Genomic DNA, 25,759 nt, shown 5'->3' with positions numbered 1-25,759 from the left:
CGTGGGGGAACCGGCGGTTCCCGAGACGGACGCGCGTCTTCGCGCGGCCCACCAGGCCGGGGGCGTTCGGCTCGTCCGAATCCCCCCGGAGGTGCGATCCCCGCGACCGCGGGGATCTCCGAGCTTATCTTCTCTGCAGGCTCAGTGCGGCGGCCGTGTCAGGGGAGGACAGGCAAGCAGTTCCCCACAGCGGCTCGCCTTCCTTCGTTCCTGAGGGACGCGTCCGGCTCGCTGCTGCCGGGCCTCCGGCCCTCGGATAACTGCCCGCGCGCCCGCGTCAGGGATCGCACCCCGAAGGGCCGAGACGCGCTTGGCGCGGCTCGGGTGGAGGCCGCTTGACGGCCGGAACGAGAGCCCGGCCCGGCTCAGCCGGGGGACGCCCAAAAGCAACAAGCTGGAACGCGTTCTTCTTGGTCAGCGTTCCTGCTCCATGGGACGGCCGGCCATCAGCACGAGAGCTGCGTCGATCTGCCAGAAGCTTGCGAGTGCAATCGCGATTCTGGCAGTCGCAATGTTCGTGACGCATGCTGCAGCTGCCAAAGGCGCAGTTCCTCACGCCCACGGTCATTCCGTTGCTCACGCCGAAACATCGCTCGTCGCAGATGATACTCCTGCCAAGCCGGGTGGGAACCACGAGCATTCATCGGTGGTCGGCCACAAGCACGGCGCTACAGAGGATGGAACGCCCCCCTGCTGCGGGGACGCATGCCTTATGGCGCTGATGCCAGACGAGGATCATCGTCTGAATGAACGTTGGGGCGTGCGGTCGAAATCCCTGATGGTTGTCTCCTCGCTGGCCGGGCACGATCCCGAAGGGCTGCGCCGGCCTCCACGCCTCTCGCAACAAGTCTGATCGCTTTCCATCGGGAGGCAGACACCAAGCCTGATTGAAGAGGTTGGTGCAAGTTTCAAGCCTCCTATGGGTGGATCGCGGTCAATGAACGCAAGGCTTTGGCCTTGTGCTCTCGATGGCGGTGAGGGTCCGCGCCGCGCTTGCCGCTTCTCAGTCCCGGCGCCTCCGTGAACTGGAGAACTGAAAATGCACCAGATGTCCCCTGAAATGCAGAGCTGCATCGACGAATGCCTGCGCTGCCACAGCACTTGCCTCAGCATGGCCATGAACCATTGCCTTGAGGCAGGTGGCCAGCATGTCGAGCCGGAGCATTTCCGGCTCATGATCGCCTGCGCCGAGATCTGCCAGACATCGGCGAATTTCATGTTGATCGGAACCGACCTTCATAAGCGCACCTGTGCAATCTGCGCGGAAGTCTGTGAGGAATGCGCCCGGAGTTGCGAGCAGGTCGGCGACATGCAGGAATGCGTCGATGCTTGTCGCCGGTGCGCCGAGAGCTGCCGGAAAATGGCCGCGTGATCGCGGCCGAAGCCAGTCACATCAAAGGAAAACTCTCATGCGTAAGTTCGAGCTCGCTACCATCCTCGCTGCCCTTCTCGCCGCGCCCGCGGCTCTCGCTCAGGAGAGCGGGACAGAGGCGCAGCACGGCCAGATGACCGACCTGTCGATCCTGCCGCAGGGCTGCCAGGACGCGATCCAGCAGTCCGGAATGCCGGGGATGATGCAGGGCATGGACATGTCCGGCATGATGGGCGGCATGGAAGGAATGGATGAGGCCCAGCAGGCCTCCATGCAGGCCATGATGGAGATGAACGGCCCGATGATGGCCACTCACACCATCAAGGACCCCGACCTTGCCTTCCACTGCGGGATGATCGCGCATCATGCCGGCGCCATCGCCATGGCCGAGGTCGAGTTGAAGTATGGCGATGATGAGGAGTCGAAAGCGATGGCTCAGAAGATCATCGACGCCCAAGGCCCGGAAATCGAGGAAATGACCGCCTGGGTCGAGGAGAACGCGGGTCAGCAGTAAGGACTCGGGCCGCCGCAGCTTGAAGCTGCGGCGGCCTCCATGACCACAAGGATCATGGAGCGCGGTCTACAGGAGGCGAACCCATGTCGATGTCTCACGGCGGCCATGCGGGCCACCTGCCCGCGAGTGGTGATCGCAAAGCGCTCGTCATTTCGGGCTGGCTCACTGGCCTCTACTTCATCGTGGAACTCGGGATCGGCATCTGGACGGGCTCGGTCGCCGTCATGTCCGATGCCTTCCACACCTTCTCGGCCGTGGGCGGCGTGCTCATCGCCCTGGTCGCGATGCGTCTGGGTGAGCGGAAGTCCAGCCCGGCGCGCACCTTCGGCTACATCCGGGCGGAGATCCTTGGCGCGCTCTTCAACGGCCTGTTTCTCGCCGGCATGGCGATTTTCGTGCTGTGGATGGGCGCGATGCGCCTCATGGAGCCGATCGAGCTGGCCACGACGCCGATGCTGATCGCGGCAGCGGGCGGCATCGCCACCGAGCTTGTCGCCCTCTGGCTCCTGTACGAGCGCCAGAAGGGCAACCTGAACATGCGGGGCGCCTACTGGCACATCCTGCAGACCTTCGTTGGCAGCTTCCTCATCATCATCTCGGCCCTGGTGATCCGCTTTACCGGCTTCCTCGCCATCGACCCGCTGCTCGGCATGGCCTTCGGGCTCGTCCTGCTTTGGGCCTCTTGGGGGATCCTGCGCGAGTCGCTGCACATCCTGCTGCAAGGCACGCCGGAGGACTTGGATCTCGAGGCTGCGATCGCGGCTATTCGGGAGCTGGAGGGCGTGACGGACGTGCATCACGTTCATGCCTGGAGCCTGACCTCCGGGCGCAACGTGTTCTCGAGCCACGTCTGCGTTCGGGACTGGCAGGAGGGTGAGCGGGTGCTGAGGGAGGTGAACAATCTCCTGCGCGACCGTTTCAAGGTCTACTTCTCGACCACGCAGATTGAGGAATACTGCCTTGCCGTTGAGGAGGGAGCTGCCGAGATCGATATTACCCGGCCGAAGACAGGGCCCCGGCAAGCCGTTCGGGCAAGACCGGAAGAACGGAGCGCCCATCATGACCACTGACGCAACGGCTTCCGCCTGGCGGCTTATTCTTGACCTTCCAACGACAGGAAGGTGCAAGACGAACGCGGCGGATTTTCAATTACTTACCGGACGAGGTCCATGATGGCGAGCAAGAGCAAAGATCAACACCCAGCCTCCCTCACCACGGAGAGCAGCTCGCATGGCGGCGGCCATGAGCATCACGAACACGGGCATGTTCACTCCGGGCACCACGCGACGGAGCGTTCGCACGCTGCGGAGTCGCCCCCGACCGACAGCGCGCACCGGGTCAAGGACCCGGTCTGCGGCATGATGGTCGATCCCCATGCGACGCAGCACAAGGCCGAGCACGCCGGCCGGCCCTATTACTTCTGTTCGGCAGGGTGCCGCGCGAAGTTCCTGGCCGAGCCGGAGCGTTACCTCGATCCGGCCGCAGCAGCAGCAGCGGCCGAGCCGGTGCCTGAGGGAACGATCTACACCTGCCCGATGCATCCCGAGGTCCGACAGGTCGGGCCGGGGTCCTGCCCGATCTGCGGCATGGCACTGGAGCCGGTTCTGGTCAGCCTCGAGGCCGAGCCGAACCCCGAACTGATCGACATGCGGCGCCGGTTCTGGATCGGCCTTGTGCTGACCATCCCTGTGTTCGTCCTGGAGATGGGCGGGCACCTCCTCGGCCTGGATCGCTACATTGACCAGCAGACCTCGAACTGGGTCCAGCTGGTGCTGGCGACGCCGGTGGTGCTGTGGGCGGGATGGCCGTTCTTCGAGCGCGGTTGGCGCTCGGTCATCACCCGCAAGCTCAACATGTTCACGCTGATCGCGATGGGCACTGGGGCGGCCTGGATCTACAGCGTCGTGGCGACGGTCGCGCCGGGCATCTTCCCGGACGCCTTCCGCCTGCCCGACGGCTCGGTCCCGGTCTATTTCGAGGCGGCGGCGGTCATCACGGTGCTGGTGCTGCTGGGGCAGGTTCTGGAACTGCGCGCCCGGGAGAGCACCAGCGGCGCCATCCGGGCGCTGCTCGACCTGGCCCCCAAGACCGCGCGGCGCATCCGCGAGGACGGGAGCGACGAAGAGGTCCAGCTCGACGCTGTCCATGTCGGCGACCGCCTTCGGGTCCGGCCGGGCGAGAAGGTGCCGGTCGATGGCGAGGTGATCGAAGGCCGCAGCGCGGTCGATGAATCGATGGTGACAGGCGAGTCCATGCCAGTGACCAAGGAGGTCGGCTCGAAAGCGATCGGCGGGACCATGAACCAGTCCGGCGCCCTGGTGATCGAGGCGCGCCGCGTCGGCCGCGACACCATGCTGTCGCAGATCGTCCAGCTCGTCGCCGAAGCGCAGCGCTCGCGCGCGCCGATCCAGCGGCTGGCCGACCAGGTCTCGGGCTGGTTCGTGCCGGCCGTGATCGGGGTGGCAATCCTTGCGTTCATCGCGTGGTCGATCTGGGGGCCCGAGCCGCGGTTTTCCTACGCGCTCGTCGTGGCAGTCTCTGTCCTCATCATCGCCTGCCCCTGCGCGTTGGGGCTGGCGACGCCGATGTCGATCATGGTCGGCGTCGGGCGGGGGGCGCAGGCGGGCGTCCTCATCAAGAACGCCGAGGCGCTCGAGCATATGGAGAAGGTGGACACGATTATCGTCGACAAGACGGGGACGCTGACCGAGGGCCGCCCCGCCGTCACCGCCATCGTTCCGGCCCCCGGCTGGACCGAGCAGGAGGTGCTGCGCCTGGCTGCCAGCGTCGAGCGGGCCAGCGAGCATCCCCTCGCCCTCGCCATCGTCCGGGCGGCCGAGGAACGCGGCATCGCCATGGCGCCGGTCGCGGATTTCGACTCGCCGACCGGCAAGGGCGCCTATGGAACGGTCGAGGGCAAGCGCATCCCGCTCGGCAACGCGAAGTTTCTGGCCGAACAGGGGGTCGACGTGGCGCCACTGGCCGAGGAGGCCGACCGGCTGCGCGAGGACGGGGCGACGGCGATCTTCATGGGGGTGGACGGCAGCGTCGCCGCGATCTTCGCCATCGCCGATCCGGTCAAGCCCTCGACGCCGGAAGCGCTTGCCGCGCTGAAGGCGCAGGGTATCCGCGTGGTCATGCTCACCGGCGACAACTGGACCACGGCCAAGGCGGTCGCCCGCCAGCTCGGCATCGACGAGGTCGAGGCGGAGGTCCTGCCCGATCAGAAGAGCGAGGTCGTGCAGCGGCACAAGGCGGCAGGCGAGGTGGTGGCGATGGCGGGTGACGGTGTGAACGATGCGCCTGCTCTGGCTGCCGCCGATGTCGGCATCGCCATGGGCACCGGCACCGACGTGGCGATGGAGAGCGCGGGCGTCACGCTGCTGAAGGGCGATCTCACCGGCATCGTGCGGGCGCGGCGGCTGTCGCAGGCGGTGATGCGCAACATCCGCCAGAACCTGTTCTTCGCCTTCATCTACAATGCGCTCGGCATCCCCGTCGCGGCTGGCGTCCTCTACCCGTTCTTCGGCATCCTGCTGTCGCCGATCATCGCGGCCCTGGCGATGACGCTCTCCTCGGTCAGCGTGATCCTGAATGCCGCCCGGCTGCGGACGGTGAAGCTGTGATGACCGGAAGGAAGGCTGAGCCGCTGGTCGGCGACCCCGCGGGGTGGGCATCATGTCGCAGCCTGTCCCTTTGGGCGGCTTTCGGGTGTCATCTTCCAGCACTCCGTGGTGTGATGGTGGGGCACTGTCAGGCGATCGACCTTTCCCGCCTCCTGGGCGGGCGGGAGGCGTAAGCAACAGGCGAGTGGGAGAGAGCGAACGGTTTGATGAACAGGGGTGTGGCAAAGGGCATGCGGCTTCGCGGTTGCTGGAGGCAATGGCTCGCAACCGCATTGCTGCTTCTGGCTTTCGCCGCCGTGGCTCTGCAGGCCACGGCCCACTCTCTGCCGGCGGGACACATGATTCATGCCGAGCCGGCCATTGCCGCTTCCCTCGACCCGCACTGCGATCATTCTCAGGAGGCTGCTGGCTGTTTTCGGCTGATTTCCGGGGATCAGGACGGCTCCGGCGGGGACGAACCCGGTCCTCAGGACGATTGTCGCAATCAGCTCTGCACGATTACCGCCCTTCTGCCTGACACGCTGCCCACCGATCCGCCTGCAGGCGGCGATTTCCTTGTCCGCTTCTGGTCGGACCGCCTCGGGCGGACCCCTGAAGGGATTTTGCGACCGCCGCGGTCATCCGCCACTGCTTGAAGGCGTCGAAGGCCGGCAAGGTCCGCGCCTTCTGTCCGCTTTGGCCGCTGGCTGACAGCGCCATTCCGAACATCAACGATCACTTTGGGGCTGCGCGTCCGCTGCGTGACGCCGCGTTCTCCCAGCATGGAATGAAAACCGATGAAACGAACTGCAATCGCCCTTTCCGTTGGCCTCGTGGCGGGGCTGCCCGCCTCTGCCCTGGCCCAGGCCGAACATGACGCTCACCATCCTGCACAGCAGCAGGAACAGGCACCGTCAGCCTCCCCGACGATGCCGATGTCGAGCATGCCCGAGCAATACCGGACCATGATGCAGGCCATGCCTGCCGAGTGCATCACCGCCATGCAGCAGATGATGCAGGGCGGGATGCATGGCGCGATGAACGCGTCGAACCCCGCAGAAGCGGCCGCGCCCGGCACGAATGCTCCCGACTTCACGCAGGCTTATGTGAAGGCGATGGACGCCATGCACGGGCCGATGATGGAAGGGGTCATGGCCGATGACCCCGACACGGCTTTCGTGCGGGGCATGATCCCGCATCATCAGGGTGCGATCGACATGGCCCGGATCGTGCAGCAACACGGCGATGATCCGCAGACCAAGGCGTGGGCCGAAGAGATCATCACTGCGCAGGAGCGCGAGATTGCCGAGATGGACGCCTGGCTGACGGAGAAGGCCAGCACCGAGGCCATCGACTTCGGGCAGACGGGCGGCACCGTCTGGTCCGCCGACGAAGGCGGCAGCTCGATCAGCGCCATTGACCTCGGCACCGGGACCGTGACCACGGTGCCGATCCCGGTGGCGCCACATAACGTCGATCTGACACCGGACGGCCGCTTCCTGCTGGCGGTCGGCACGCCGGCCACCGGCGACCACGGGGATGGGCACGATCATGCCGGCGGAGATACTGCGGGCCTTCTGGTGATGCTCGATCCCCAGGATCTGTCGAAGCCTCCGGCCACGGTCGAGGTCGGTGCGCATCCCGCCCATGTGGTGGCCGACCGGAACGGGCGTGCCTTCGTCTCGCTGTCAGGCAGCGACGAGATTGCTGTCGTCGACCTGGCGCAGGGCGCCGTCACCACCCGCATCGGCACCGGTGCCTATCCGCACGGGCTGCGCCTCAGCCCGAACGGAGCCGAGCTATACGTCGCCAACGTCGAAGACGGCACGGTTTCGGTCATCGACACGGCCAGCCTGACCGAAGCGGCACGTATCCCGGTGGGCGCGGCCCCGGTCCAGGTCGGGTTCACCCCCGACGGCAACCAGGTCTATGTCTCGCTACGCGACGAGAACCGCGTGGCGGTCATCGACACCGCCTCGCGCGAGGTCACGGGCAGGATCGAGGTCGGTCCCAATCCGATCCAGATGATCGCCACGCCGGACGGCAGGCATGTCTATGTCGCCAATCAGGGAACCGATGCCGCGCCGAACGACACGGTGTCGGTGATCGACACGGCGAGCGGCGAGGTTGCCAAGACGCTGAAAACCGGTCCTGGCGCGCATGGCGTATCGGCCTCGGCTGACGGCGCCTTCGTGTTCGTGACCAACATCGCGGACGACAGTGTCTCGGTCATCGACGTGGAGCGGCAGGAGGTGATCGGATCGGTGCCGGTCGGCGACAAGCCGAACGGCATCGTCCACGGGCTCTCGAACTGAAGGACCGCGCTCGAATGGCGCCGGGTTTCCCGGCGCCACCCGAGCGACACCTCACCGAACCAAGCCTCTCCGGCACCGCTCGCGCGGCTCTCCCGCCGCGTGAGCCGATCAGAGGAAAGACATTATGCGAACTGTTCTTGTCGCGGTCATTGCCGCGATCGCCACAGGCGGTGCCTGGTGGCTCTGGGGCCAATCCGATGATGCCGGAAGGCCGGCAGAAGAGGGCCAGGCTCTTGCCGTCGTCACCATGCCGGCCACGCTGTCACCCGAAGCCGAAGTCGGTCAGCAGGCGTTCGCGGTCAACTGCGCCTCCTGCCACGGCACCAATGCCGAGGGGCGGGCCGGGACCGCTCCTCCGCTCATTCACAAGATCTACGAGCCTGGCCACCACAGCGACATGGCTTTCGTCCTGGCAGCCCGCAACGGGGTGCGCGCCCATCACTGGCCCTTCGGAAACATGGCCCCGGTGCCGGGGCTCACGGACGCGGACTTGGGCGGTATCATCCGCTTCGTTCGCGAGGTCCAGGTTGCGAATGGGATCCGGTAAACCACCAGCTGGGTCTAACCGCCATTCCGTTCAGCCTGGACAGCTCGTATCCGGTCAGGCCAACTCGATTTGATGAACGCAAGGATGGCGGCGATGTCGCCCTCCTCCAGGACCTCACCAAATGCCGGCATGCCAGACGTCATACGCACTCCCATGTCGTCCAGGACTGCCTGTCCGCCCCGGCGGATATAGTCCGTCAGCATTGCGTCGTCATGGTGCCAGGTATGCCCGGATTCGTCATGTGGCGGTGCAGGCAGAACACCGCCTTCGTCCGCAATCTGCCAGTCCGGCTGTCCTTCGAGCTGGGCTCCGTGGCAATTCGCGCAATGTTCGGCATAAAGCTCGGCCCCATGCCGCAATTCGGCGCTCCTGCTGTAAGTCCACCCCGCCCAGACGGCCACGCAGGCGAACGCCGCAGCGAGCAGCCATTTCGCCCTAGCGCGCATTATCTGTCCCTCGCAGCTCGGAGAGACCGATGAGGCTGCCGATCAGGTGGAGCTCGCCGCGCTCTGCCTTGCGGACCATGCCGCGCATGAAGCCGCCCGGGTTCCAGACGCGGGCGCGCGGATCGGTGCATCGGGCGTCGGTGATGAGGGCGCAGATCATGGCGTCGTCCTCGGTCATGACCTGCAGGGCATCACGCCAGACGGATCGGTTGATGCCGCGATCGCGCATCACGTCCTGGGCGGCGCAGACGAAATCATGGTAGGTCAGCCGGCCGGGGCTCGTGTGGCGGGCGTCGAGATACATGCGGAAGCCTTCGCCGGCGAGCTGGTAGAGCCGCGCCGGTCCGAGCCGGGCGAGATAATCGCTTGTGCGGCTGGCGGTGCCTTCGGCATCCTTTTGTTCTAAGCCCTTTTCCGCTGCGCCGTGAGGCGCGGCGGCTGGTGGACTGTCGTGCGCGGGCTTGCCCGCGCTCCGATCATCCACAGGCATGTTACAGGATACGGAATCTTCTTGGGTTGTATCTTGTATATAGGGCCGCTCGAAAATGAGCGGTCGGCCGCTTGATTCTTCTAGATTATCCGCAATCTCGATGGCGTATCTGCACAGGGCGTCCGCGTCCTCGACGTGGGTCCGAAGCTCCCCGGGGGACATGCGGTGCAGTCGCTCGGCGTCGGGCCAGAGCCGGAGCTGCGCTGCGATCCCGGCCGCCGCGGGGTGGCCCGCGTCGGCAAGCGCGGCGAGGGCGGCGCGCAGGTGGCGCTTGTGGATGCTGCGTCGGCCGCGCAGATGCGCGTGTTCTTCGCGTTCGGCCGAGAGGCGGGCGTCCAGCTCGCGGAACTCCGCGAGGCGGTGGACCATCCGCCCGAAGAAGATCCCGCAGCCGAGGAAGCCAGACCGCGCGCCATTGGCGGCGGTGCGCTTGTCGATGAGGCCGGCAGCAACAAGCTCGCGCTCGTGGCGGCGGACAGTGGGCGCTGCGCGGCCGGTGATCCGGCACAGCTCGGCCTGCTGCATGTAGCAGCACGGGTTGGCGTCCGGCTCGGCCCAGGCGCGCGGCGGCGTCAGCTTCGCCATGACCCGCAGGAGCCGCAGCGCGCCGTCAGACACGGGCACCGGCAGCGCTTGGGCGATGCGCTCGAGGAGGTCGAGCAACTGGTCGCGGTGGACCGGCTGCGATGTGGTTTCGGGTGGACTGCGCCGCGCGGCGGCGGCGGTTCGTGCAATCATGTCTCCTGCTCCGGTGTTGTCCGGGCAGAGCGAAGCGGCATGATCGAGACTGTTCGCGCAGACGCGTTTTTCTGGTTGATCTCGATGTGGGGAGGGGCTAGGAAGAGCCTTGAAATCTCGGGCTTGCAGGTTTGGCGACCTGTCCTAGCTTCCCCCCGCCGGTTCACCCCGCGCGGGGGTTTCTATTTTGTGCTGTCTGGTTCTGCCTCACGATTCCTTGTTTTGCTGTTGGGGATACACCTTGGGGTGTAGGGCGGCAAACGATAGTTAGGGCGCGGGCGGGCAAGCGCCCCAACACCTAGTAGCGCACAAACTCATCATGGACCGCTCCGGTGTGATCGCGGTAGCGGAAGGCCACGCCCCGCGTCACCGGCCAGCGGCCCCGGTTCTCGTAGCGAATGATCTCGTAGCGGCGACAGCCGCCCTCGCGATCCTCGCTGACGCATTCGGTGATAGGAACGCGCTTGCCTCCGACCGCGCCGGCCAGCCACTCGGGGCCGTTGGCGAAGCTGCCGTATCGCCAGGCGAAGCTGCCCTCCTCGCCGTAGGTGCCGACCTGGGTGCCGTCCTGGAAATACTCGCCGGTGTCCCGGTCGAAGGCGCGCGTGAACCTGACGTGGTATATTTCCATGGCGTCGCGGTAGGCACGGACCTCCGGGGTCAGGCCATCGGGGCCGAGTTGCGGCAGGGCGATCCCGGCCAGGGCGGCATCCTCGGCGCTGATTCCCATGGGACAGCGCCAGAGTTGGAGCGGCGGCTCGACCGGCCAGGGCGTGATCCTGCGGATCACTTCGGCCTTGGCCGCGCTGCACTCGGCCGAGGCCGGGAAGCCGCCCGCCATGCAGAGGAGGATCGCGCAGTCTATGGGATAGGCACCTGCCGGCGCACCACCAGCGATACCAAGGAAGGCGAAAACGGCAAGTGTGGCAGGCTTCATGGGAAGGCCCTGACTTTTGTCAATCTAAGGTGATTGATACTCGCCGCTGAGGCTCGGTTCAATCCCATCATTTCGGGCAGGATCGTGAGGCAGGGGCTCCGCCCCTATTGCAGCTTGGGCGGTCAGGCCCAATGCGTCGGCCCGCGCCAGGAAGTCTTTATACAACCTAGAGACTTCACGCGCTTCCGCTAGCAGCTCAGCTCGCGCCTGGTCAAGACAAGCCGAGTATCTTGTCATGTCGGTAAAGTAGGCCTCAAAATCCTGACTAATCAGGCCGACGTACCTCTCGAACGCCTCGTCGCTCTCTGGCACGAACGGGGGCATCGGGGGCGAGCATACAAGCGCTGCGTGTGCAGGGCTGAGACAGATGGCCGCAGACAGGTAGGCGGCGATCGTCGGCCGTCCAAGGATCAATTTGACGTAACGGACAACTGCCACTCTACTGTTTTCTAACCTAACTTAGCCGCTGATCGACGTCGGCGTGAAGTCGCCGATGGATCAAAGTAATGATCTTGATAGAGATGGCGGCCGTGTGTAGCAAGGGGGCATGGCCCCGACGACACCCACCCCGGTGAGGAAGGACCACAGCGTAGATGCCAACCAAGATAGAGTTGCCGAACGGTGTGTCAGAAGAAGGTCTGCGAGAGCTGGTCGAGCAGGGCTACACGACCGAAGTCGTGTGCGTGGACGATCCTCACTACACGGGACAGAACTTCACGGGAAAATGGAACATCCGGGCCGTCTCGCCGGACGGAGACTCCGAAATGGTCCTGGTCACGCAGCGCAAGACCAAGGAACCCCGTGACATCAAGACAATCGTGGGTGTCATCAACTTGCTCATCGGCATGGGCTATGATGCCGTCAGTCTGCCGATGCGCGCCGGGGGCCGTCGCCCCAACAGGAAGCGAGGGGCGAACCCGCCCTTGGATTGAGGTCGCCTGGGCCACCCTGCTTGCCGCCGTCTCGGTTGCTGCGGCCGGATCGGCCGCTGCCGATGTGATCCGGTTCGACAAGGCCGGCAAGCTCATCGGAGAACCCCGAGCCAGCTCCGTGCAGCGTTATGACGCTGCCGGACGCCTCATTACCCCGCAGAAACCGAAGATGGCGGCAATCGACCTGGATGCTGCCGGGGCCGACGCCATGATGCTTCTGGAACCGGGCGTGACGGCGATGCCGTCCGCCCCGGCGCCCAACGCCGGAAAGACGGCGGGTATCGCCGCTGCGCGGAGCGTCGCGTTGCGCTATCAGCACCATCCTGCTCTCAAGCTCAACAACATCCCACCGCACGAATGGGCCGCGCTGTTTCAGGCATTGGTCTGGCAAGAGTCGCGCTTCAACCCGCGCGCCCGCAGCCACAAGGGCGCCATCGGCTACGCCCAACTGATGCCGGGGACGGCGGCGAAGCTCGGCGTCGACCCGCACGACCCGGTGCAGAACCTCGACGGCGGGGCGCGCTACCTGCTCACGCAGCTCCAGACCTTCAGATCCCCCACGCTAGCGCTCGCCGCCTACAACGCCGGGCCAGGCGCGGTTCAGAAATACCGCGGCGTCCCGCCGTATCGGGAAACCCGCGACTACGTGATCCGCGTCCTTGCGGAGCATGACCGCATCCTCCGCCAATAAGAAAGGACGGTTCTCGTGACGAAAAGACATCCCTTGATGCTGGCTCTTGCGGCGTCAGTCCTCGTGGCCGGCATCGCGGGCGATGCCCTGGCGCAGTCGGCTGTCGATTTCTCGAAGGCGGACACGGTGGGCACAGGCTTCACCACCTGGATTCGCGGCAACATCGCGACCGTGTTCTTCACGGTAGCGCTCGTGCTGGCCGGGTTCGCGGCCGCGTTCAACAAGATCAGCTGGATGTGGGTGCTGATGATCGCCGTCGGCGCCTTCCTCGTGTTCGGCGCGCCGAGCTTCGTTGCGGACCTGCGGTCGGTTTTCAGCTGATGGAGCGGCACGCCGTCATTCTCGGGCTTTCCCGGCAGGCCAAGCTGCTTGGCCTGCCGATGCCCTACACGATGGCGGTGGGCGCTCTGACCATGCTGCCGTTCATCTGGATCAAGGCGGTTGCGTGGCTGCTGACAGCGCCGGTCTGGTATGGCCTCGCCCGCCTGATGACCGCGATCAACCCGAACGGTCACAAGGCCGTGGCGGTGGTGTTCAGGAAAACCCCGCCCGCGCTGTCTCGCAAGAAAAGAAGGGCGGGCCGGCACTATGTTTAACGGCAAGATCGGCCCGATCAGCGAGCGCGCGCAGCGCCATGTGCCGAAGTCTCCGCAGTTCTATGCGGAAATGCCCTACGCGCTCGAAGTCGACGATCACACGGTCCGTACCCGCGACAACGCGCTGATGATGAGCCTAGAGATTCAGGGGATCGACGGGATCACGGCGTCGGACCGGGATATTCTCGATCTGGCAAAGAGCTTCGCGGCCATCATGGACGGGCTCGACGACCGGTTCACTTTCTACGTCCACCGGCTGATGCGCCCCGCCGCGTTCGGGTTGAAGCCGATCTATGGCGATCGCTTCGCGCATGACGTGGAAACCACCTGGCGCAACCATCTGTCGGGCCGCAACCTGCGTGAGTTCATGCTGGTGCTGACGGTGGTGCGAAACAAGCGGGCACCGCTCAAGCTGCCACTGTTCGCGAAAGCCGCGCAGCGGCTTCTGGACCGAAACACCGAAGAACGCTTGGGCGAGCTGCGCGAGGTCGTCTCGATTCTGGAGACAAGCCTGCCGATCAGAGCGCAGCGGCTCAAGATCAGCGACGGGGCGCTGCTCGGATTCTACAGCGCGATCAGCACCGGCCTTTACCGGCCCGAATATCGCGGGCTGCACACGCTTATTGCCGAGGACGTCTCGCTTCTCTCGGTGCGCTTCAAGGGGCCGGTGGTGGAGTTCCGCGACGGCTTTGACAGCCCGCGCTTCGCTGCCGTCCTGTCGGTCTGGCGCAACGCCAACCAGACCTGGCCGGGGATGCTCGATGCCCTCGACACCGGCACCGACACGGTAATCTCGCATTCCTACACGCCCGTAGCCATGAGCAAGGTCAGCGAGCTGGCGAAGCGCCGCATCCAGCAGATGGAAGCGGCGGGCGATCTGGTCGGCTCCATCGCAGACGACCTGCGCCAGACCTATGACGATGTGGAATCCGGCCGTTGCGGTTTCGGCGAACACCAACTGACGATCACGGTCTTTGCCGACAGCGAGGCCGCGCTTGAAGAGCGGGTCTCGCAGGTCCGCAGCGTGGCGGAACAGGCCAAGGTCAAGCTCGTCCGCTGCGACGACACGCTGGCGGCGACCTATTTTGCCGCGCATCCGGGCAACCAGGACTATGAAATCTGGAACCCCCTCACCAAGTCGGTCAACTTTGCCGACATGGCCTCGTTCCACATGTCCCAGGCCGGGACGACGGCGGATGAGCTGCCCTGGCGGACCCCGATCACGGTGTTCCAGACGGTGACGGGGGCGGCGCATCGCTTCAGCTTCCACGCACCGGGCGATCCGAACGCCGAACCCACTATCGGGCACACGCTGTTCCTCGGGCCCTCGGGCGGCGGCAAGTCCTCGACGGTGGCCTTTCTGGCGGCACAGTCGCAAAGGGCGCGCGCCCGCGTGATCCTGTTCGACAAGGATCAGGCGCTTCGCATGGCGATCACCGCGATGGCGGGCCGCTATACCGCCATCCGTGCAGGCCACCCGACCGGGTTGAACCCGTTGCTGACAGAGCGCGGTCCTCGCGGCGAGGCGTGGCTCATGGACTGGCTCGCCCGGCTGGTGGAACGCGGCGGCACGGACCTGACGCCGCACCAGGCCGAGGCGCTGAAAAGCGCCGTCCGCCAGAACGGACAGGCGCCGGACCAACTGCGGACCTTCGCGCATTTCGGGGATCTGATCGGCGACGTGGGCGACAACCGCGCCCTTGCCATGAAGCTTGCGGAATGGGGACCGGAAGGCCGCTACAGCTGGGTGTTTGGGGACGCGGATCAGCCGGTGATCGACCTGTCCTCGGACGTGACCGGCATCGACCTGACAGAAATCCTGTCGATGGCGACGGAGCGGACGGCGGTGCTGTCCTACATCTTCCGCCGCCTCGAGCTGCTGTTCGAGGAAAAGCGCCCGACGCTGCTGGTGATCGACGAAGCCTCGACGGTGTTCGATGACGAGTTCTTTGCCCGCTGGCTGCCGAAGTGGCTGGTGACGGTGCGCAAGCTCAATGTCGTGGTGGTGCTGCTCACGCAGTTCCCCTCGCAGATCAGGGAAAGCAAATCCGGCTCGATCATCCAGGGGATGCCGAACCAGGTGATTTTCCCCAACCGCGCGGCCGACGTGCCTGACTACGAGGGCTTCAACCTGACTGACAACGAGATGCACTTCGTCCTGACGGGGCGCGCGGCGCAGCGGCACGCGCTTTTCCGCAGTCACGACGGCTCCACGATCCTGAACGTCGATCTCTCGCCGCTCGGGCCGCTGCTGACCGCCCTAGGCGGTGGCGAGGCCGGCATCCGGGCTTTCGGGCCTGACCATGCCAGCCGGAAACACTTCTGGAGGACCAAGGATGCGTAAGGTTCTGATCCTGGCGGGGGTGGCCGCCGTGCTCGCAGGCTGCGGCGAGCAGCCGATCCGCAAGACCAACTGCTGGTCGGGCATGGCCTTCGTGGCCTCGGCCGACTGCCGGTAAGGGGACTGCGGTGCGAGGGCGCAAATCCCTTCTGGCCTTGGTCTTGACCGCCTCCGTGGCGATCCCCCCGGGCGTCGCCGGGCAAGGCGTCCCGGTGGGCGATCTGAAGAGGATCGCGCTCGAAGTGCTTGGCATGCGCGAAGAAGCCGCCAAGACCCAGGCCGAGCAGGACAAGAACGAGGAACGGCTCAAGCAGGTCGAAGCCCGCACCGATCAACTGGCGGCAGCCCAGGGAACACTGGACCTGCTCACCGAAACCTCGCGCTTCGTGCCCGATCTCGAAGGCGCCGGCGTCTCGGGCGGCGCCGGCGCCTTCGTGGGCGCGGCGGAAATCTACGCCATCGAGGACAACAACCCCTATGCCGCCCGGATCATGGGCGATGCGCCCGTCACGATCGAGCAGATGATCGCGGAAACCGCGCAGAGACACGCAAGCCACCCGGCCTTGGCGCGCGCAGGCATCAACGCGGTCGAGTTTCGCTGCTGGCTTCAGGCGCTCGTCAAGCAGGAGTCGAACTTCTCCATCGGTGCGCGCAGCCATGTGGGGGCGTTCGGCCTGACGCAGATCATGCCGGGCACCTTCGCCGAACTCGGCATCCCCGACGATGGCAGCCGCCAAGATCCCCGCAAGCAGCTCGATGGCGGTGCCCGCTATCTGCTCAAGGGCTTGGGGATGTTCGGGTCCATGCCGCTCGCGCTTGCCGCCTACAACGCCGGACCCGGTGCGGTGCAGAAGCACGGTGGCATCCCGCCCTACAGGGAAACCCAGGACTACGTCCTGAAGATCACGGGCTACTACAACCGCTACGCGGCGCGCATGGACGGCAACGCGCAAGCGGTCGGTACGCTCGATCCGCGCGACATGGTGATTGCCGAGGCGTCGAACCTGTCGGACGCGGCCTTGGGCTATGCGGCCGTCAGCATGACCACGATGCACGGGTCGATGACCCGGCTGAGGGAAATCCTGCTGCAGGTCGAAAGCACCGGTTCGGTGAAAACCGCGATGGACCTGAACACCTATGCGCGGGCCGAGGTGGCGCGGATGGCGGTGATCCTGACCCGGCTGCAGGCGGTGCAGCGCAAGGTCGAGGCGGCTCGCTATGCGCTGCTGCTCGAAGCCTATGCACGCGATGAGGACTATCTGCGAATGAGGATCGAGGGATGAAGCTGAGGATGAGACTTCTAACGGCCGGGGCGGTCGCCTGCGTCCTCGCCCTGCCCGTCAACAGCCAGGGCGTCCCCACCATCGACGTGACCAGCCTGGCGAAGCTGGCCGAGCAGCTCACCGAGGCAAAGCTTCAGCTCAGGGAGCAGGTCGCGCAGAACCTGAAGCTCGATGAGCAGACCCGGCAACTGCTGGAGCAGATCGCGCTCCTCCAGAACCAGATCGACGCGCTCCGCAACGGGCTGACGCTGGCGGACCTCGGCATAGACCCCGAGAACTTCCTTCAGGACATCCTGCCCGATTTCTCCGACCTGACCGCCTCGGTCGAGGCGGCGCGGTCGGGTGACTGGAGCCGAGTGTTGGCCTCGGGCGACACCTTCCGGGGCGGCGAGGGGCGGAGCGTGACGCGCCATGTGGAAGCCGCCTTCGAGACGGCAGGGCTGTCGAGGGAGCGCGTAGACACGATGGCGAACGGCAAGGATCAGGGCCAGGCCCGGATCGGCCAGTCGGCCAACGTCAACGCCTTCATGAGCGTGGCGGCCGAAAGCTCGTCGCAGGCCGCGACGGACAGCCTGACGCGTCTGGATGGCCTAGTGCAGACGATCCCCGACACCGAAGGACTGAAAGAAGCAATCGACCTCAACACGCGGGTCACAGCCGAGCTCGGCATCGCGCTGGCCAACGTGTGGTCGATGGAGGCGATCCAGACGGTGGGCCAAGGAAATATGGGCGTCATGGACGCTGCGACGGCGGCCGATGAAGAAAAATATCTGCGGATGAAGCTGGAGGAATGACCATGAGGCGGACGGTTCTCGCGGGCGGGCTGGTGCTCCTGGGCGTGGGCACGCTGGCGATGGCGCAGATGCTTCCACCGAACAGTGGCACGGCGCCCGCCGCGATACCGTCCGCCCCTGCCCCGGCGTATCGGCAAACTGCCGGGACGGCGTCTGCCGATACGCCGGAGCCGGAGCTCCAGGAGCTCCTGAACAGGCAGTCGGCGATGAGCGAGGCCGAACGGCAGGCGGAGGAGGATTATCTCGACCTCGATCTCGGCCCCGATGTGGACGTGTCGGGCATCGAGCGGGTGCCGAGCGCAGCCGAGAACCAGCCTTACCGGACCTGCGAAAAGACGCCGGAAATGCGGGTCAACCTGCGCTCACCCGGCGGGCAGGGAAACAGGGCCTACCGCGACATTGAAGCCTATCTCTCGGCAACGAATGTCCTTGCGACTAAGGATTGCACCTGCACGGGAAAGATCATCCCGCACGAGACCGTCGCTATGTTCGAGGACCGGCTGCGTGAGAAACTCGGAGTGACGGTCCTCAAGCCGGATCACACGCGCGATCTTTATAATGAGTATGAGCGGCAAATCAAAATCGTCGACGCAATGTGCGGGGAATACTGATGGCCCTGGTCGAGGATATCATTGCCGATCTGGATGAGGCAGTGCTGGACGTGGGAGAGAAATATTTCACGTCCACGGCCAATGCCCTCGACCCCATGCTGACCATCGTGACCACGCTACTCATTGCCTTGGTCGGCATCAACATGGCGCTCGGCGCCTATCGCATGTCAACGCGCGATGCCTGGCAACTCGTTTCCCGCATCGTGCTAATCTTCATCTTCGCACGGTCTTGGGCAAATTTCGGCGTGATCTATGACGCGCTGTCCTCCGGCGCCGGCAGCCTTGCCCTGAGCTTCTTCCAGAGCGGGGCACCGACGCCTGAATCCGCTATGGACCAGTTTGCCATTCAAATGTCCGATGTGGCGGACGGTGCAGCCCGCTCGGTCAGCTCGATCGCGCGCGGCCTGATCGCCGGGCTGCTGTTCATCATCCTGTCGGTCCTGATGGCGGCCTATGTGCTCATCGTCGGCTTCTCCAAAATCATGATCGCCTTCCTGCTCGGCGTGGCTCCGATCGCCATGATCGCCACCATCTTCGAGCGCACCAAGACACTGTTTGAAGCCTGGCTGACCTCCTTTGTGGGCTATCTGCTTTATCCCGTCGCGGCTGCGGCGGTGATCGGGGCGGTCGTGTCGATGGCCGATGCACAGTTCATGCCACAAGACAGAGTTGAGGATTTCTCGATGATCCTCGGCTTTCTGTGCGTCACCTTCGTCGGTATCTTCGCGCTGCTGGCTATTCCGACTGCGGCCTCGAACATCACCGGCAGCTTCAATCTCGCCAACTTCGCTCCCGAGGCGCTGCGTCTCGTTGCGAAGCCGGTAACGGTTCCGGGCGGCATGGCAATCAACAGGACCAAGGCCAACGCAGAGGCGTTCGCGTCCGGCCTGACCACCGGCAAGACCCCGGCGCTTGCCGCCCGCGCCCGCGACCGGGCCTGGGCGGAGAGGGGCGCCGATCTGCGCGCAAAGCTGCGCGGCATCGAAATCATGCAGGGCAAGCGCAAGTAGAGAGCGCTGACCTTCCGGCTCTTGGAGGAAGCGATGGCAGGCCGTGAGGCTGACAGCAGGACGATTCTCGAGAACGAGCTGATCTTCGGCGTTCGCCGCCGCGAGCGGATGGCCTGGGTGGTCGCCATCGGCGGTGTGCTGGTCGGGTTCGGCGGCGTGGCCGTGGCGGGACTGACGCTGCCGTTGAAGGAAACGCAGGCGTTCGTGACCATCGTGGACAAGGACACCGGCCTTGCCGAGCGAGCGGTGCGGGTCGAGGCGGCAGGGGTCGAGCAAGGCGCGGCGGTCGAGCAATCGCTGCTCTATAACTACGTCAAGAACCGGGAAACCTATGACCAGGCCGACAACGAGGCCCGCATCCTTCAGGTTTACCGCATGTCCGCTCCCAGGATGCAGACGGCGCTGAAGGCGCAATGGGACAAGGCGAACCCGAACTACCCGCCTCTGATCTACGGCGTCAGCGGCAAGGTGATCGTTGATGTTCTCTCGATCACGCCGGTCGCGTCCAGAACCGCGCAGGTGCGCTTCACCAAGCGGCTGAAGAAGGCGGGTGAGCCGGATCGGGTCGGCAAGTTCTACGCGACGATCACCTATGACTTTCAGCCCACGACGGCGAGCGCGGTGCAGCTCGTCTGGGAAAACCCCTTCGGCTTCACCGTCACCGACTACCGCGTGACCGCCGAGAGCCTTGAGGCGCAGGACATGGAGGGCCAGCAATGATGCGTTTCACGACGATTGCGGCGCTGATCGCGCTGTCCGTCCCTGCCTCCGCCTTGGCGGAAGCGCGCCCGCGTGCGGGCAGCAATGACAGCCGCCTGACCTATGCCACGTTCCAGGAGGGGCAGGTCTATACGATCCATACGCGGGTGCGGAACGTCACGCTGGTCGAGCTTGGCGACGGCGAGACGATCCGCTCGATCGCGCTTGGCGACAGCGAAGCCTTCCAGGTGGACAAACTCGAAGGCTCGAACGTCTTCACGATCAAGCCCGTCCTCGATGGCGCCAGCACCAACCTGACTGTCGAGACCAACAGGCGCTTCTATTTCATCAACGTGGTGGAGTCCGGCAGGGTCACGCCCAACTGGTCGGTGAAATTCACCGTGCCGGGCAGCGGCGGAACGCGCAGCCGCGGGGCCTCGGCTGCCGCGGCCGTGCCCGCCGAAGCCCCCATGACCTATCGTGTCCTCAACCGCACAGCGGCGGCGGAATTCGCGCCCGTCGGCATCTCGGACGATGGCAAGAAGACCATGTTCCAAGTCCCGCCCGGCGCCCCGATCCCCGCGATCTTCCGGGCCGATGCGCGAGGGCGGGAATACAGCGTCAACAGCACCGTGGATGGCACGGTCATTACCGTGGGTGCGCGCTCGGAGCGGTGGGTGCTGCGCTATGGCGATGAGTATGTCTGCGTCGAAGGCACCAGGCCCGGCGAAGGGCGGGGAACCAGCTGATGGCCGAGAACGAAAAGCTTCAGGAGCGGCTGCGCCGGATGCAGAAACCAGAGGTGCGCCCGTCCTGGTGGCGGCGCATGGCGCTGCCTGCGGGGATGCTCGCGACCGGGCTTGCCGGAGGCGCCTATGTGGCGACGGTGCAGCCGTCTGAGACGGCCGCGCCGCCACCCATGCCAACCTCCGAAGTCAGCGAGTTTCAGAACGACACGGGCCTCGCGGGCTTCACCCTCACGGAGGATCCTGCCGCCCTCGTGCCCGAGCCGGCCGTAGCGCGGACCGAAGCGAGGATAGTCCCCGATCCGCAAGCGCAGGCAGATGCGGAGGCGGCGCGGGCGGAGTTGGCGAAGGCCCGAGCCGACCTGGAGGCGGCCAGGGCCGAGCTCGACGCAGCCAGGGCCTCACCGGCGACGGACCCGGCCGAGATCGACGCACTGCGTACGGAAATGCAGCAATTGCGCGACGACATGGCGAGCAAGGACCAGGCGCTCGATGAGCTGACCCGTGAGAATATGCGCCTCGAGACGGAACTGGAAACCACGGCGCAGATGGCAGGCCAGACGCAGATGCAGGCCGATCTGGAAGCGCAGCGCCTCGCCGCGCTCGAACAGCGCCGGGCCGAACTGGAGGCTCGCCGCGCGGAAGAAGAAGCCATCCTCCAAGCCCGAACGCACTCGGCGATGGTGGCCTACCGGGCGGGTGGCGGTGACGGCGGGACAAGCGGCGAAGGGGATGCCGCCGGCGCCGATGAACGACTTGATGCCGCCGAACGCTTCCGGCGCGCGGGCCGGGCCGAGACGGTGCAGGCCGAGGTGATCGGGGAACCCTCGCGCACGGTGCTCCAGGGGACGCTGATCGAGGCGACGCTGGCGAACGCCATTTCCAGCCAGCTCGAAGGCAATGTGTCGGCCACCGTCAGCTATGACGTGTGGTCGATGGACATGGCGAATGTCCTGATCCCGCGCGGCTCCAGGCTGTTCGGCCGCTACAGCTCGTCCATCGACAAGGGCCAGCGGCGGATCATGGTCGCCTGGGACCGGGTGGTGACGCCGGACGGCCAGTCGGTCGAGCTCGCCGCCTATGGGACCGATCGCGTCGGCCGCGCAGGCGTGACGGGGCGGGTGAACACGCACACCCTGCCCCGCTTCGCGGCGGCCGCCGCGGTGTCAATCATCGGGGCCGCACCCGCAGTGCTGGCCGCAGCCATCGAGAAGGACCGCGGCGACGAGATTTCCCGCGAAACCGCCGAGAACATCGGCACCAACGCGAGCGATACGGTCGGCTCGATCATGAAGGACTACATCGACATTCCGACGACGATCAGCGTGGACCAGGGCGCCGTGGTCATGGTCATGGTGAACGCCGATCTGGAAATGCTCTGATGGCGCCGCTCGGGCATCTCGAAAGCAGGCTCAACGTCCTGCGCCCGCTGATCGAGGCCGAAGGCACGATCGAAGTGGCGATCAACGGTGACGGAAGGGTGTGGGTCGAGCGCGCCGGGGACAGTGAAATGTCCCTGGCGGACGTGAAGCTCTCGCCCGTCGAAGTCAAAGACCTCGCCGGCCTCATTGCCAACAAGCAGCACCTGACGCTGACGGACAGCTCGCCGGCGATCTCGACCACGGTCGACTTCAGTGGGGCCACGCTGCGCTGCCAAGCCATCATCCCTCCAGCCTCGGCGGGCGGAACGACGATCTCCTTTCGGGTGTTCCGGCGCCGGTCGGCAGGCCAGGAGCCCCGGCACTTCCGCTTCCTGCGCGACCAGACGGTTTCACTCGAAGCAGAACGGCTGGACAAGCTGCGCGCGATCCAGCGGATGGCAACCGAGCGCGAGGATTCCGACGACTTTCTGCGGGCCTGTGTCGAGGCGCGCATGAACATCGTGATCTCCGGGGGCACGTCCTCGGGCAAGACCGAGCTGGCCCGCCGCCTGCTGTGGATGGTGGAGGAATGGCACCGGCTGGCGCTGATCGAGGATTCGACGGAACTGCTGCCCGGACAGGACAATGTGGTGAGCCTGATTGCCGAGCGGGTGGAAACCTCGGCGCGCTCGGCCGACAAGCTGCTGGAGATGACCCTGCGCCTGCGTCCCGACCGGATCATCCTGGGCGAGCTGCGCGGCGTCGAGGCCGTCACCTTCCTCGAAGCGATCAACACCGGCCACGAGGGCAGCTTCACGACCGTCCATGCCACGACCGCGCGCAAGGCGGTCAACCGGCTGGCCTTCCTGGTGATGCGGGCCGGAATGCCGCTGACGCTCACGGAAATCAGGGACTACGTTCTCGATTCCATCGACGTGATCGTGCAGACCGGCCGGATCGGAAACGAGCGCGGGATTCTGGAAACCTACTTTCCCGCGCTTGATGAAGAAAGCGGCTAGCGGCCGAGCATGACATGCGTGGCGAGTTCGGTGGGTGCGGTCTCGATCACGCGATATCCGAGGCCGGGGAGGTCCAGGCCCTGGAACATCGCCTCGCCCCGTCCGAGCATCACCGGAGAGAAGGCGAAGTGCATCTCGTCGATCAGGCCGGCCTGCAGATACTGGCGGACCGTGGACACGCCGCCGCCGATCTTGATGTCCAGGTCACCGGCAGCGTCGCGTGCGCGCTCGAGGGCCGTGTGAATCCCGTCCGGCACGAAGTGGAAGGTGGTGCCTCCCTCCATCACGATGGGATCGCGGGGATAATGCGTGAGGATGAAGGTCGGTGCGTGATACGGCGGATTCTCGCCCCACCAACCCTTCCAGCTGTCGTCCGACCACTCGCCGCGCACCGGCCCGAACATGTTCCGCCCGAGGATGAAGGCGCCGAAGCCGTCCATCGAACGATGGGCGTAGTCCTCGTCCACGCCTTCGGACCCACCGCCATCCCCGAACATGGGCCTTGAAGGTCTTCGTGCCGAAAAACCAGCCGTGCAGCTCCGTCCCTCGTTTGCCGAGAGGATCCTCAAGGCTCTGCTCGGGTCCGGCACCGAACCCGTCCAGCGACACGCCGAACCCGGCGACTCTCACCCGACCCATCACAGTCTCCCTTCCAGCCGCATGAGTCAGCCAAGCCGCGGCCGCGCAGAGGGTTTTCAGGTCCTGGCCCTAGGCCGCTTTCTTCTTGCCAAGTAGTCGTGCGTCAAAGGCATTCATCTTGGCCTTCGCCGCTTCGGTCTTTTGCCTGATTGCCTCCAGGATTTCATCATCGCTGCGGCGCTCGTTCTCACCGGGCCATTCGTCTGAGACCTGGCGCGCCAGCGTCCGCTTCTTCGGCGCTTCGGGCTGCTCGATCGACTGGCCGTCCGGCGTGACGGCCAACCCCTCTGGAACCGGAGCCTCTTCGGCCTTGCCCTTCTTGCTGTTGGGCACGGTCTCGGCCGGGGGATAAGCCAGCTTGGCCTCGCGCAGCGACGTGACCTCGGCCCGCAGCTCGTCCAGTTCGGTCCGCATGGGATCAGGATAAGGCAGCGGGCCCTTCTGCGCCTCGAAGATGGCCCTGAAGAACGGATCTTCCCAATAAACGATCCGGTCCACCAGGATCGGGTTCTGGCGCTCCGGGATCAGGATGATCTTGTTTGGATCGAGCTTGCGGACCTCATCCGCGGTCAGCAGGGGCCGTTCCTCGTTCCTCCGTGAAACCGACCGCTTCAGCATCCCCCGCCCGTCCTGCGAGTAGCTGTCGCTGAGGGCGAGCCGGGTGGTCTTGCCAAGGGCCTCCGACACCTCGCCAGCGGTCTTTTTCTCGTTGGGGGCGATGTAGAGCTTCATCCCCGCCGCGGACTCGATGGAAAGCCGCTCGTTCTCCGTGTAGATGCTCTCAAGCCCCGGCACCGACTGCGTGATGATCGACACCCGGGCCCCGTGCCCGGCGAGCTGCTTGAGCGCCTGCACGACAATGGGCATGTGGCCGAGCTGGTCGAACTCGTCGAGGATGATCTGCACGGGCCAGGGCTCAAGCTTGGGATCGGGGATACGCGCCCGCAGGGTGGCGATCAGTTCCCCGAACATCAGCCTCAGCAGCGGCGCCAGCGTCGGGATGTCGTCGGAGTTGGCGACAATGTAGATTGAGTGCGGCGCGCGCCGGATGGCGTCCCATGAAAAATCATGCGCGCTCGTCACCTTCTCGATCCGTGGGTTCAGCCACAGGCCAAGCCCCGCCCCGTCCAGCACCGAGGTATAGGACGACAGGGTGCGGTCCGAGTAGCCTGAGAAGTTGAGAAAGATCGTGGACGCCTGCTCGTGACGCGCCTCGGCCGCGAACCGCCGGTAGGCTTCCTCCTTGTCGCCGCTGCCGAACAGGATGCGGGTGATCGCGCCGATCGTTGGGGTGCGGCGCTCTATGGCGAGCATACCGGCCGCGACGAAAAGCTGCCGCGCGCCCACGATGAAGTCGGACGCCCCACCCTTCTCGTTCTTCGGGAGCAGGAAGTAGCTGGCGAGCTTGGACAGCTCCGTAAACCGCTGATCGGTGTCCGCGATCCTGGCGATCCGTTCGAGCGGGTTGTAGCGGTGCGTCGGATGCTCGAAGTCGAACGGGGCGATGCGGAACACCGCGTCGCCCTGCGCTTGGCGGTGCCGGGCGGTGGCCTCGAAGATTTCCCCCTTTACGTCCATGACGACGCATGAGCCTGGAAACAGCAGCGTGTTTGGAATGACGTAGCCCACGCCCTTGCCCGAGCGGGTCGGCGCGGCGATCAGGGCGTGTGGGAATTGGTCATAGGTGCCGGAGACGAAGCGGCCCTTCGTCTTCGGCTTTCCGAACTTGCCGAAAACCAGCCCTGACCCGACGGGCTGCAGAAGCCCGTTCTTCCTGACCTCGCGCCGGGTCTGGAAGTGGGACTTGCCATAGGTGGTCAGCCGGTTGGTGAAGCTGAACACAAGCGCCACGAGCGCCAGAAGGGCGGCACCTGCCAGAACGATCAGATAGGCGGTGCGCCACGGGTCCTGCCGCACCGCCCGAAAGCCAGGGAAATCCGTTACCAAGATGAACGGGTTGCCGGCATTCACGTTGGCCCCAAGCTGCCATTGCAGCCAGAGGCCCCCGATCATCAGGCCGACGAAGGTCCCCGCGATCAGTCCTGCCGAGATGGCGACAGCCATGCGGTTCAT

25 protein-coding genes are annotated in these 25,759 nt (G+C 65.5%); 19 read left to right on the top strand and 6 right to left on the bottom strand.

Going from position 1 to position 25,759, the window contains the following annotated elements:
* Positions 1–1,003: 1,003 nt before the first annotated feature.
* Entirely contained in the window at positions 1,004–1,240 is a 237-nt protein-coding gene (locus BUB57_RS16950; protein ID WP_200796469.1) for a hypothetical protein, read from the bottom strand.
* 169 nt (positions 1,241–1,409) lie between these two features.
* On the opposite strand from BUB57_RS16950, the gene copM (BUB57_RS15555) reads away from it, so the two are divergent.
* From copM (BUB57_RS15555) to BUB57_RS15535, 5 genes are all read left to right on the top strand, one after another.
* A complete protein-coding gene (gene copM, locus BUB57_RS15555) occupies positions 1,410–1,886 on the top strand; it encodes a CopM family metallochaperone (RefSeq protein WP_073068678.1) in 477 nt (158 codons plus the stop codon).
* An 83-nt stretch (positions 1,887–1,969) separates the two neighbouring features.
* Positions 1,970–2,956 carry a cation diffusion facilitator family transporter gene (locus BUB57_RS15550; protein ID WP_073068676.1) on the top strand — a complete coding sequence of 329 codons (987 nt, stop codon included), beginning with the start codon at positions 1,970–1,972 and terminating at the stop codon, positions 2,954–2,956.
* A gap of 99 nt (positions 2,957–3,055) precedes the next feature.
* On the top strand, positions 3,056–5,512 hold the full coding sequence (locus BUB57_RS15545) for a heavy metal translocating P-type ATPase (RefSeq protein WP_084732216.1): 2,457 nt from the start codon (positions 3,056–3,058) through the stop codon (positions 5,510–5,512).
* Positions 5,513–6,288: 776 nt separating this feature from the next.
* Entirely contained in the window at positions 6,289–7,806 is a 1,518-nt protein-coding gene (gene copM / locus BUB57_RS15540) for a CopM family metallochaperone (protein ID WP_073068674.1), read from the top strand.
* 124 nt (positions 7,807–7,930) lie between these two features.
* Positions 7,931–8,353 carry a c-type cytochrome gene (locus BUB57_RS15535; protein WP_073068672.1) on the top strand — a complete coding sequence of 141 codons (423 nt, stop codon included), beginning with the start codon at positions 7,931–7,933 and terminating at the stop codon, positions 8,351–8,353.
* Between the two features lie 14 nt (positions 8,354–8,367).
* Here the strand turns inward: BUB57_RS15535 and BUB57_RS15530 are convergent, their stop codons facing one another.
* From BUB57_RS15530 to BUB57_RS15520, 3 genes are all read right to left on the bottom strand, one after another.
* Positions 8,368–8,799 (bottom strand): c-type cytochrome, encoded by a 432-nt coding sequence (locus BUB57_RS15530; protein WP_084732215.1) that lies wholly within the window; start codon positions 8,797–8,799, stop codon positions 8,368–8,370.
* Complete coding sequence (gene repC / locus BUB57_RS15525; protein ID WP_073068670.1) at positions 8,789–10,027, bottom strand: replication initiation protein RepC; 1,239 nt, start codon at positions 10,025–10,027, stop codon at positions 8,789–8,791. Before repC ends, BUB57_RS15530 begins: the two co-directional genes overlap by 11 nt.
* 298 nt (positions 10,028–10,325) lie before the next feature.
* Positions 10,326–10,964 carry a hypothetical protein gene (locus BUB57_RS15520; protein ID WP_234952114.1) on the bottom strand — a complete coding sequence of 213 codons (639 nt, stop codon included), beginning with the start codon at positions 10,962–10,964 and terminating at the stop codon, positions 10,326–10,328.
* 593 nt (positions 10,965–11,557) lie between these two features.
* Here BUB57_RS15520 and BUB57_RS16645 point away from each other — a divergent pair.
* The 14 genes from BUB57_RS16645 (at position 11,558) to BUB57_RS15455 (ending at position 23,047) form a co-directional block, all read left to right on the top strand.
* Positions 11,558–11,896, top strand: a complete 339-nt coding sequence (locus tag BUB57_RS16645) for a hypothetical protein (protein WP_073068666.1) — start codon at positions 11,558–11,560, stop codon at positions 11,894–11,896.
* 64 nt (positions 11,897–11,960) lie between these two features.
* Positions 11,961–12,587, top strand: a complete 627-nt coding sequence (locus BUB57_RS15510) for a lytic transglycosylase domain-containing protein (protein ID WP_234952113.1) — start codon at positions 11,961–11,963, stop codon at positions 12,585–12,587.
* Positions 12,588–12,602: 15 nt separating this feature from the next.
* The gene (locus tag BUB57_RS15505) at positions 12,603–12,908 is read left to right on the top strand and encodes a TrbC/VirB2 family protein (protein WP_268801869.1); all 306 of its coding nucleotides are present in this window, start codon (positions 12,603–12,605) and stop codon (positions 12,906–12,908) included.
* Positions 12,908–13,183, top strand: a complete 276-nt coding sequence (locus BUB57_RS15500) for a VirB3 family type IV secretion system protein (protein WP_073068660.1) — start codon at positions 12,908–12,910, stop codon at positions 13,181–13,183. Before BUB57_RS15505 ends, BUB57_RS15500 begins: the two co-directional genes overlap by 1 nt.
* On the top strand, positions 13,176–15,527 hold the full coding sequence (locus BUB57_RS15495) for a VirB4 family type IV secretion/conjugal transfer ATPase (protein WP_073068658.1): 2,352 nt from the start codon (positions 13,176–13,178) through the stop codon (positions 15,525–15,527). The genes BUB57_RS15500 and BUB57_RS15495 overlap by 8 nt, the downstream gene beginning before the upstream one ends.
* On the top strand, positions 15,520–15,642 hold the full coding sequence (locus BUB57_RS16810; protein WP_159435582.1) for a lipoprotein: 123 nt from the start codon (positions 15,520–15,522) through the stop codon (positions 15,640–15,642). The genes BUB57_RS15495 and BUB57_RS16810 overlap by 8 nt, the downstream gene beginning before the upstream one ends.
* Before the next feature lie 94 nt (positions 15,643–15,736).
* The gene (locus BUB57_RS15490) at positions 15,737–16,807 is read left to right on the top strand and encodes a lytic transglycosylase domain-containing protein (protein WP_143159761.1); all 1,071 of its coding nucleotides are present in this window, start codon (positions 15,737–15,739) and stop codon (positions 16,805–16,807) included.
* The gene (locus tag BUB57_RS15485) at positions 16,804–17,601 is read left to right on the top strand and encodes a type IV secretion system protein (RefSeq protein WP_073068654.1); all 798 of its coding nucleotides are present in this window, start codon (positions 16,804–16,806) and stop codon (positions 17,599–17,601) included. The genes BUB57_RS15490 and BUB57_RS15485 overlap by 4 nt, the downstream gene beginning before the upstream one ends.
* 2 nt (positions 17,602–17,603) lie before the next feature.
* Positions 17,604–18,212 carry a hypothetical protein gene (locus tag BUB57_RS15480; protein WP_143159760.1) on the top strand — a complete coding sequence of 203 codons (609 nt, stop codon included), beginning with the start codon at positions 17,604–17,606 and terminating at the stop codon, positions 18,210–18,212.
* A complete protein-coding gene (locus BUB57_RS15475; RefSeq protein WP_073068650.1) occupies positions 18,212–19,222 on the top strand; it encodes a TrbL/VirB6 family protein in 1,011 nt (336 codons plus the stop codon). Before BUB57_RS15480 ends, BUB57_RS15475 begins: the two co-directional genes overlap by 1 nt.
* Before the next feature lie 33 nt (positions 19,223–19,255).
* On the top strand, positions 19,256–19,942 hold the full coding sequence (locus BUB57_RS15470; protein ID WP_073068648.1) for a VirB8 family type IV secretion system protein: 687 nt from the start codon (positions 19,256–19,258) through the stop codon (positions 19,940–19,942).
* A complete protein-coding gene (locus BUB57_RS15465; protein ID WP_234952112.1) occupies positions 19,939–20,670 on the top strand; it encodes a TrbG/VirB9 family P-type conjugative transfer protein in 732 nt (243 codons plus the stop codon). Before BUB57_RS15470 ends, BUB57_RS15465 begins: the two co-directional genes overlap by 4 nt.
* A complete protein-coding gene (locus BUB57_RS15460) occupies positions 20,670–22,049 on the top strand; it encodes a TraB/TrbI/VirB10 family type IV secretion system protein (protein ID WP_073068646.1) in 1,380 nt (459 codons plus the stop codon). Before BUB57_RS15465 ends, BUB57_RS15460 begins: the two co-directional genes overlap by 1 nt.
* Entirely contained in the window at positions 22,049–23,047 is a 999-nt protein-coding gene (locus BUB57_RS15455; RefSeq protein ID WP_073068644.1) for an ATPase, T2SS/T4P/T4SS family, read from the top strand. The genes BUB57_RS15460 and BUB57_RS15455 overlap by 1 nt, the downstream gene beginning before the upstream one ends.
* On the opposite strand, the gene BUB57_RS15450 is transcribed toward BUB57_RS15455, so the two are convergent.
* Together BUB57_RS15450 and BUB57_RS15445 are read right to left on the bottom strand one after the other, a co-directional pair.
* Complete coding sequence (locus BUB57_RS15450) at positions 23,044–23,514, bottom strand: dihydrofolate reductase family protein (protein WP_200796468.1); 471 nt, start codon at positions 23,512–23,514, stop codon at positions 23,044–23,046. The genes BUB57_RS15455 and BUB57_RS15450 overlap by 4 nt on opposite strands.
* A gap of 241 nt (positions 23,515–23,755) precedes the next feature.
* Entirely contained in the window at positions 23,756–25,759 is a 2,004-nt protein-coding gene (locus tag BUB57_RS15445) for a type IV secretory system conjugative DNA transfer family protein (protein WP_073068642.1), read from the bottom strand.

The sequence above is a fragment of the Paracoccus solventivorans genome (genome assembly GCF_900142875.1).
GTDB lineage: Bacteria > Pseudomonadota > Alphaproteobacteria > Rhodobacterales > Rhodobacteraceae > Paracoccus > Paracoccus solventivorans.
The sequence above is the reverse complement of the archived record's forward strand: the minus strand, read 5'-3'. Positions and strand labels throughout refer to the sequence as shown.